The sequence below is a fragment of the Myxococcus sp. AB025B genome (genome assembly GCF_006518215.1).
Taxonomy (GTDB): domain Bacteria; phylum Myxococcota; class Myxococcia; order Myxococcales; family Myxococcaceae; genus Myxococcus; species Myxococcus fulvus.
The window spans coordinates 1-7,990 of the sequence record NZ_SRLW01000382.1; the positions used below are offsets into that span (position 1 = coordinate 1).

Annotated in this window: 4 protein-coding genes and 1 pseudogene; all 5 read left to right on the forward strand. The window is 67.3% G+C overall.

All coding sequences use genetic code 11. The features are described 5' to 3' along the window. Positions 1-418 precede the first annotated feature (418 nt). Entirely contained in the window at positions 419-1,006 is a 588-nt protein-coding gene (locus FL311_RS46370) for an Eco29kI family restriction endonuclease (protein ID WP_368668611.1), read from the forward strand. A gap of 401 nt (positions 1,007-1,407) precedes the next feature. Then, positions 1,408-2,658 carry an endonuclease domain-containing protein gene (locus FL311_RS38395; protein ID WP_228557358.1) on the forward strand — a complete coding sequence of 417 codons (1,251 nt, stop codon included), beginning with the start codon at positions 1,408-1,410 and terminating at the stop codon, positions 2,656-2,658. Further along, complete coding sequence (locus FL311_RS38400) at positions 2,645-3,772, forward strand: hypothetical protein (protein WP_141332624.1); 1,128 nt, start codon at positions 2,645-2,647, stop codon at positions 3,770-3,772. The genes FL311_RS38395 and FL311_RS38400 overlap by 14 nt, the downstream gene beginning before the upstream one ends. Before the next feature lie 21 nt (positions 3,773-3,793). Next, entirely contained in the window at positions 3,794-7,354 is a 3,561-nt protein-coding gene (locus FL311_RS38405) for an AAA family ATPase (protein WP_141332625.1), read from the forward strand. Between the two features lie 49 nt (positions 7,355-7,403). Next, positions 7,404-7,990: pseudogene (locus FL311_RS38410) on the forward strand (anthranilate synthase component I family protein); the annotation flags it as partial.

Genomic DNA, 7,990 nt, shown 5'->3' on the forward strand with positions numbered 1-7,990 from the left:
CGTCCACGTCGGGGAACTCCTCGGCCTCCTCGCCAAAGGAGGACCATCTCGGTTTGGTTTCACCGAGGAGCTTCCCTCTTTTCCGCGCCTCCGTCCTTGCCGACTACACACTTATAGGGACACGACCGCCCCCCGCCGCGCCAGCATTAGGCGCGCCCCCCAAGCCACCTCGCCCCCCGACGAGTTGCATCGCGCCGCACTAATATGCGCGAGCGTCGCCAGATTCCTTCCCACCGTCACGCGAAGTGAATCAAGGGAAGGCTCCCAATTCGGGGCTTTCTATCAACAAAGCTTGCAAACTCCGCCACAGTGTTCCTGGATCGAGCGCATGACGGAGTACAATCCACTCGACTATCAGAACCTGACCAGAAGCATCGTGGAGGCATTGATGCGTCAAGGGCCCTTTCCCCTGGACCCAATGCCCCCCTTCCAAGGCTCGGGAGTCTATGCGCTCTTCTACATAGGGAGCATGCCGGAATATCAAGCGCTCAGATCTCCGGACGGAAAGCGCCCAATCTACGTGGGGAAAGCGGTCCCGGAAGGCGCGCGGAAGGGAGCCAGGAACCTTGATGTCGAATCAACGGCGAGGGGCCCCTTGTGCAGTCGGTTGCGCGAACATCGAAATTCGATCAACGCCGCTACCAATCTGTCCCCTGCGGATTTTATCTGTCGTTACATCGTCATCACGCCAGTCTGGATAACGATGTCAGAGCGATTTCTCATCGAAAACTTCCAGCCTGCGTGGAATGTAGCGCTTGAGGGATTTGGCAATCATGCGCCTGGGAAAGGTCGGAAGGACACAGACCGCCCCCTGTGGGACATTCTTCATCCAGGGCGCAAGTGGGCAGATAAGCTTGTGGCAACTCGCACGAGAGAGCACGCCGTCACAGCCCTGAATGATTACATCAGCAAACACCCCCCAGGCGCACCACCGCCCCCTCTGCCAAAGGCCCCCGAGGCATACATGGAGGACGAACATGGTGACGCGGAAGAACGTGACGATTAGCACGGATGGTCCGCCCCACCTTCCACATGGCGTTGGCGTCATGAGTCCATTCCCCTTTACTCAAGGGTAGTACGCGACCCACGATCCCACGGGATGTGCGCCATTGAAGGAGGAGAGGCCGACGCCACGGCGACTTGAACGAAGCCAGTTGTGATGGACCTGACCGTTAGCTCCCCGGTTCCGCAGTGGGGGATTGCGGTCCCTCCTGACGAAGACGGTCATTCACGTCCATACCCCCACGGGGTGAGTCACTCCTCGCATCGATGTCGTGACAGACCCGGCGGGCGGTGTGAGACATTGGATGCACCGGGTCTCGCCGCTTGCAAGGAATGACTTGAAGGGCGCAGGCTCTACCCGGTGTGACGGGTCCATCTCCGGGGACCCGTGGGGGCATGGGCTTGGTGACAACCGCAGACACCGCTCTCCTGGACTCGCTGGACCGGCATGCCCGGCGCCGCGCGGAAGGGATTCCCACCCTGAGCGCCCTGGTGGGCGACCCGGAGCGCGCGCTTCAACTCTGGACGGAATGGCTGCACCGCAGCGGCTTGAAGGCGGCCTTCGCCCAGAGCGAGGACCTGCGCTCCACCGTGGCCGCCTGGGCCACCCAGCTCGCCCGTGAGCGCAACCTCTTCCGAGACGCGGAGAGCTACGTCGTCTTCTCCCAGCGCGCCATCTCCTCCCGCGAGCTGCACTTCGAGGGCAAGACGCAGCACGACCGCCGCGTCCTGTTCGAGCGACTCGAGCCGCCCCACGCCGAGCCCGTGACGTGGGCCCTGTGCCGACAGCTGCTCGAAGCCCCGGAGCCCGCGCCCCCAGGCACGCTCCCCAACGAGGTCCGTGAGGCCATCTCCCACGACCCGCTCCGCGTCCTCCACGCGCTGCTGCTCATCATCCCCGAAGGCCGCGCCCCCGCCCTCCACCTGGCGCTCTCCCCTTCCGACCCGCGCAGCCTCCGCACCGCGACCGCCATCTGCTCCGCGGCCCCGCTGCTTCACGTCGCCTGCGTGCTGCCACCCGATGCACTCGAAGGTACCCGTGGACGCAAGGACTCCCACGCGCTCGCGATGATGCGGGAAGGGTTGCTCGAGCTTCCGGACCCTGTCGCCGTCACCTCCGAGCAGGGAGCGCCCGTCGGCGAGCCCGCGGCCCCTCGACGTGCATCCTCGAAGAAGAAGGCTCCGGCCTCACAGCCGGAGCCCCACGTCGCGCCGCCGTTGCTGGAGCGCTTCCGTGAGAACGCGGAGGCCATGGTCGCCGAGCGCGAGAAGTCCGAGGCCCGCGCCCGCAGCAAGATGGAGCACTTCTTCTACCACGACATCCTGCAGGTCCATCCGGCCACCAAGGACGTCTTCACCCTCAACGCCAAGGTGGAGCTCGGCGAGGGCAAGCGCCCGCTGGAGGTCGACCTGCTGAGCCGCGAGCTGCGGCTCGCCGTCGAAATCGACGGCCAACACCACTTCCTCGACCCCGAGCGGTTCCGTCGGGACCGACGCAAGGACCTGGCGCTCCAGCGCATCGGCTACTGGGTGGCCCGCTTCCTCTACGAGGACCTGCACCCTCACTGTGAAGACATCTTGAAGACCCTCGAATCGCTCATGGAGGCCCGGCGGCGAGAAGCCACCGCGCAAAGGACAACGCATGGACAGCCCTGACAACCGGTTGGCGGGACTCGCACTCACCTGGCTCGCGCCGCGTCCACAACGCAGCGGAACCCGCACGGAGCTCGGCAATGCCCTGCGCCCCTTCGTGGAGCACCGCCTCTCACGCCCCGAGTGGAAGGTCCGACTCGACGCCGTGCTGGAGCAGCTCCTGCGCGATGAGCTCGTGGCCGCGAAGAAGAAGGCGGGCCTGACGCTCACCAGCGCGGGGATGGACCGCGTCCTCCAGTTCCTGCGCCTGGAGCAGCTCCCCAAGGGGCTCACCTGGAAGAAGCTCAAGGCCACCTACCTCCTCGCGAACAGCCTGGACGTCGCACCTTCCAAGGCCACGCTCATCCGCCTGAACAACGCGGATGGCGTCCGCGCGGCGGTGCTCGCCCGGCACCATCCCGAGGTCGGGGAGGGAGAGCCGTCTCTCTCGCAGATTCGGGACAGGCTGCTCTGGCGCCAGCTGGGTGTGGAGACGGAGCGGCCGTTCTCCCTGGGTGCCGTGCAGGCCCACCTGCTCGGCAAGATGCTCGACACCGAGGTGAAGAACCCGAGGAAGGCCGTGGAGCAGCTCGCGGCCCGCGCCGCTGGGGCGACTCGCGCCGACGCGGAGATTCTCCGCCTGACGCTGCTGCGGCAGTGGTTCCTCCCCGAATCGTCCACCGAGCCCGCCCCCAACACCAAGGCCGAGACCGAGAAGACCAAAGCGCCCACGCGCGACGCCGGGTCCGCGCCCCAGCGAGACACCGGGCCCACTCGGAACACCGTGCCCTCACGCGACACCGGGTCCGTGCCCAATCAAACCACTGCGCCCTCGCGCCCCCCCGCGTCGCCACCCACGGTCCTCGTGGAGTCCTTCGCAGAGCATGTGCTCTCGGTGGCGCGGGCCCTCCCTACGGGCCGCTACGGGCGCGACAAGGTGTTCATCTCCCACGTGTGGCGAGCCCTCCAGCCTGAATGGAGCAACCGCGAGGCGTTCGACGCCGCGCTCCTGGAGGCCAATCGCTCCCAGCACCTGTCGCTGACGCGCGCGGACCTCGTCTCCGCCATGGACCCCAAGGACGTCGCCGAGTCCGAGGTTCGCTCCTACGGCGCCAGTTTCCATTTCGTCGTCGTCTGACTCGTCCTTTCAGGAGCGCGCATGTCCAGCGACCCTCGACTCGAAGTCTTCCTCTCCGACAGCGGCGAAGTCTTCAGCAGCGTCCAACAGGGCCAGTACCTCTGGCAGCACGACCCGTTCGACGTGGAGACCCTCAATCCCGCCGCGCGCCGCGCCTTCAAGCGCCTGTTGGACCGCGCGACGGCGTCACCTCCTCCCGACACCGGGAAGATCCTCCTCCTGCTCGGCGAGTCCGGCAGCGGCAAGACGCATCTGGTGCGCGCCTTCCGCAACGCCGCGCACGAGCAGAAGCGCGGCTTCACCGGCTACATGCCCATGACGGTGGACGCGGCGCACTACGACCGCTACCTCCTGTCCAACCTCATCGACTCGATCGACCATCATCCGTACGACGTGTCGCAGGGTGACGACAGCGGGATGATGTATCTGTCGAACCTGCTGATGGCCCAGTGCACCAGCCTCTTCGCGCCGCTCATCGAGCCCGAGGAGAAGGTCCTGGAGGACGATGAACTGCACGGCACTGTCCGCGCGGTGGCGGATGACCTCCTCTCCGACCCGCGCTTCCGCGGCGTCGAGGTGGACCTGCTGCGCGCGCTCATCTACTTCCAGCGCAGGGACCCGCGCATCAACCGTCGCATCTTCAACTGGCTGCGCTGCGAGGACATCACCCCCGAGGACCGGAAGGTCATCGGCGAGCTCGTCCCACGCACCTCCGACGACGCGCCTGCGCGCATGGTCGAGCAACTGGGCCGCGTCATGAGCGCGCTGGGACACGCGCTCGTGCTGTGCATCGACCAGATTGAAGACATCAGCGACTTCGAGAACCGCCCCCAGTCGGAGAACGCCTTCCGCCGGGCGATGAACACCCTGGCCTCCATCGCCGGGAAGGTGCCCAACGCCGTCGTGGTCATCTGCTGCCTGGCCGACTACTGGGAAAACATGCGCCCGTTGCTCACGCGGGCCATGGTCGACCGCATCGAGAACGACCCGGACCCCGTGACGCTGGATCGCACCGTCACCGCCGCCACCGCCCGCGACATGGTCGCCAGGCGCCTGCGCTTCCTCTATGAGCAGCGCGGCGTGAAGTACCGCCCCGAGGAGCCCACCTACCCCATCCCTCCCGAAGGCTTCGAGAAGCTCGCCGGCCAGCGCGCCCGCGACGTGCTGAACGAGTGCCGTCGATACCGTGAGAAGGCCATTGAGCTGCAGCGCCTGCCGGACACCTTCCCGTTGCCGAGCCGAGACGCGCGTCCACCGTCCCCTCAACCTCCCGCTGGCATCGACATGGACCGGATGTGGACGGACTTCCGCACCGCCTACAAGGAGAAGCTCCCCGAGGATGCGTCCGACATCACCGCCTTGCTCGCATGGGCAGTGGAGATAGGAAGCGAGGAGATGGGAGGCTCGCCGCGCTTCGCGGTGAAGACGCGCAACGGCGACGACCTGCTGGACGTGGCCGTGCACCCCTCCGGCAAGAAACTCGTCCTCGCGTTGTGCGAGCGCCGTCCGCATGGAGGCGGATTGGGTCGGCAGATGAGCGAGGCCCTCACTGCCGCGAGAGGGAAGACGCCGGTGCTCATCAGGACCTCCGACTTCCCTTCGTCCAACGGAACCCTGGTATCGGACGCCTTGAGCAAGCTCATCCGGCAAGGCGGACGACGTGTGGTGCTGGGGGACAGCGACCTCCGTGAGCTGGTCGCCCTCCGTGACTTCCGTGCCTTGCACGCAGGACAGACGGCCCTCGCGGAGTGGACCCGCACCGCACGTCCCGTCACCCGACTGAAGTCCATCGGTGACATCCTCGGACTGGAGCCGCTAGGACCTTCGCTCCCGCCTCCAAGCCCATCGAAGGACCCCATCGCACGTGAGCCCGAGAAGCGAGAGACCAAGGCCACGGAGGTGACGCCTCCGCCCGCGCTCCCTTCCGCTCCCGTCCACGTGAGGAACGAGAACAACTTCGTTCCCCGGCAGTCAGGGCTGTTCTCGGACGCGATGGTGACAACGTCTGCGACACCCACGCCTCGCACACCTCCCGCGCCGATACCTCCCGCGCAGGCCGCGAAGCGCCCCTCCGGAAAGGTCGCCGCCGTCGCGCCCCAGATGCCACCTGCCGCGAGCACGAAGACGGGCTCCTCCGAGGAGGACGACACGAACCTCGCCAAGATGCAGCCCGTCAGCGAGCTGCTGCCCGACCCCGACCCCAAGCCCGTCCAGAAGCCCGAGGCCCCCGTCAACCTGGTGCGCAAGCCCCGCCCGACACCCGCGACAGGCACTCCCGCGGTTCCGAACGTGGTGCTCACCGGCCCCCTGCGCCTGGGCGTCTCCGAGGGGCTGCTCCCCCAGAACGTCATGCTCGACACCTCCGAGCTGACGAAGCACAGCGCCTTCCTCGGTGGCTCGGGCAGCGGCAAGACGACGCTCGCGCTCAACACGCTGGAGCAGCTCCTGCTCCGAGGCATCCCCGTCATCCTCGTGGACCGGAAGGGCGACCTCGCCGCCTACGCCCGCCCCGAGGCCTGGGAGGAGCCCATCGAGGACACCACGCTGCGCGAGCGGCGCCGACTCCTGCGTGAGCGCGTCGACGTCGCGCTCTACACGCCGGGACGCTCGGATGGCAGACCGCTCGCGATTCCCATCGTCCCCCAGGGCCTGGAGACACTCCCCGCCGAGGAGCGCGAGCAGGGCGTCCAGCAGGCCGCGGATGCCATCGCCGGCATGCTCGACTACCGGACCAGCCCCAACGACAAGGCCGCGAAGGCCGTGCTCGCGCAAGCACTCCGGCTGCTGATGAGCCAGTCCTTCGGGAAGGAGGTCACCCTCGAGCTCATCCAGCAGTTCGTCATGTCGCAGGACCCCGCGCTGCTGGAGGCCACGGACGGCATCCCCACGAAGACCCACGCCAAGCTGGCCCAGGACCTCAGCGTGCTGCGCATCAACCTGCGCACGCTCCTGGCCGTGAGCGGTGAACGACTCGACCTCGATGAGCTGCTCGGGCGCGGCGTCCACGGTGTGCCCGGTCGCACGCGCTTGAGCATCATCAGCACCAAGTTCCTTGGGGACAACTCGCGCATCCTCTTCTGGGTGTCACAGCTCCTCCTGGAGACCCACCGCTGGGCCAGCCAGCACCCGTCACCCAAGCTCCAGGCAGTGATTCTCTTCGACGAGGCGGACATGTACCTGCCCGCGACGAGCAAGCCCGCGACCAAGGAGCCGATGGAGAGCCTCCTCAAGCGCGCGCGCTCCGCGGGCCTCGGCATCATGCTCGCCACGCAGAGCCCGGGGGACTTCGACTACAAGTGCCGGGAGAACGTGCGCATGTGGTGCGTGGGCCGGGTGAAGGAAGACAACGCCCTCCGGAAGCTCCAGCCCATGTTCACCGAGGCGCGCGTCGACGCCGACGCCAAGCTCCCCGGACAGAAGCCAGGCCAGTTCCACGTCCTGCGCGAGGGCAAGGTCCAACAGCTCAAGGCGGACCGCTCGGCCATCAGCACGAACCAGCTCTCCGAGGACGAAATCCTCCTGTACGCGCGCAAGTCACGCGAGGCTCAGACGGGGGGCCCCCAGAGCACCGGCACGTCCTGAACCACCGCCGGATGCCCGTTCCGGGACTTCCTGCTAGGAAGCCCCCGGAATGAGCACCCGGCCGCTTCCGCCACCGTTGGACCGCGAGCGCTTCGATGCGCTCGTGGCCCAGGGCTTCAACCAGGTCCCCGTGTATCGACGGTGGGACACCGGTGCGCCGCGGCCCGTGGACCTGCTGCGCGCCCTCCCCGCGCAGCACCGCTTCCTCCTCGAGAGCACCCGCGTCAGTGAAGAGGGGCGCTACTCGTTCCTCGGCGCGAGCCCCTTCCTGCGCTTCGTCGCCAAGGGCCCCAGGTGCTTCATCGACGACGTGCCCCAACAGGGTGCGCCCCTGGACACGCTGCGAGCCCTGTTCCGTCAGTGGCGCGGCCCTCGCATCGATGGGCTCCCGCTCTTCCTCGGAGGCGCCGTCGGCTTCTTCGCCTACGAGGCCAACCACTACTTCGAGAAGCTCCCCGTCCACCCGCGCGATGACCTGGCACTGCCGGACATCGCCCTGTCCTTCGTGGACACCTTCCTCGCGGTGGACCATCTCGAAGGACACCTGCTCGCCATCGCCACCGGCTCGGACTGGGCGGACTGTCAACGCCGCCTGGACATGCTCGAGTCCGTCGTGCGCCAGGCCACGCCCACCCC